Source organism: Streptomyces sp. NPDC060205, assembly GCF_042728395.1.
Taxonomy (GTDB): Bacteria; Actinomycetota; Actinomycetes; order Streptomycetales; family Streptomycetaceae; genus Streptomyces.
The window spans coordinates 1-1,003 of the sequence record NZ_JBHWZP010000663.1 but is presented as its reverse complement, the minus strand read 5'-3'; the positions used below and the strand labels follow the sequence as shown (position 1 = coordinate 1,003).

The following is a 1,003-nucleotide window of genomic DNA, read 5'->3' as shown; positions in this document are numbered from 1 at the left end:
TTCTAGGGGCGCGGGGAACGGCGCAATCTTTTGGCTCTTGGGGGCGCGGCGAACTGCGCAGGATCTCGGCTTCTGGGGGCGCGGGGAACTGCGCATTCTGTGAGGCGCGCGTGCGACGGCGGGAGGCGTTTCAGGGGCGCGGGGAACTGCGCAATCTGTGAGGTGCGCGTGCGACGGCGGGTGATGTGGGCGTTCCGGGGGCGCGGGGAACTGCGCAGTCTTTGAGGTGCGCGTGCGGCGGCGGGTGGGGGGCCGATCAGGGGCGTGGGGGCGGAGGCCCCAGGGGGAGCTCGCTGGGGCGGAAGAATCACCACCGTTTCTCTTGCAATCGTGAGGCACTCGCGCCTCAATAGACGCCAGCTCTTCCGACGGACCGTCAGATTCGGGTCGCGCCCGTCGGCCGTCCCCACACGGCAATTCCCGCACTAGGGAAGGAAATCCAATGATCCGTAAGCGTCTCGGAATCGGCGCCGCGTTAGCCGCCGGCACCCTCGCCGCCGGCCTCGCGCTCGCCCCCGGCGCCGCGGCCGTGGTCCCCCAGACCGCCACGATCGTCGCCGACTGCGGTCTCTACGGCGGTGGTGAGGCCACCCTCACGGCCACCCAGGACGGCACCGCCGCCACCCTCACCGTCAGCTCCTCGGAGATCACCGCCCCGCTCGCGCTCGCCGAGGACTCGATCGCCGCCACCCTCACCCTCGCGAAGGCGGGCGGCGGCACGACCGTCTTCAGTGGCACGGAGAACCCCGCGATCCCCGCCGGTGGCGGCGTCACGGTCGGCCCGCTGCCCGGTACCGTCGCGGCAGGCGACAGCCTGGAGGCCTTTGGCGGCTCCCTGACGATGACGGTCTTCGGGATCACCATCACCTGCACGGCGGACGGGCCGCAGTCGCCCGGTCCGTTCGTGTTCGAGTGATCACCGCGACGTAGGCGCGTCAGGCGCTCAGTCCCCCCACGGGCAGTGGCCCGGTACGGACCGGTGCCGCCCGGCGCGCGGCGGCAC

The 1,003-nt window shown here is 72.1% G+C and carries 1 protein-coding gene; it reads left to right on the top strand.

Annotation, left to right across the window (positions count from 1 at the left end; translation table 11 throughout):
- Window positions 1-442: 442 nt before the first annotated feature.
- Complete coding sequence (locus tag ACFWGJ_RS43850; protein WP_387334571.1) at window positions 443-916, top strand: hypothetical protein; 474 nt, start codon at window positions 443-445, stop codon at window positions 914-916.
- Window positions 917-1,003: the final 87 nt, after the last annotated feature.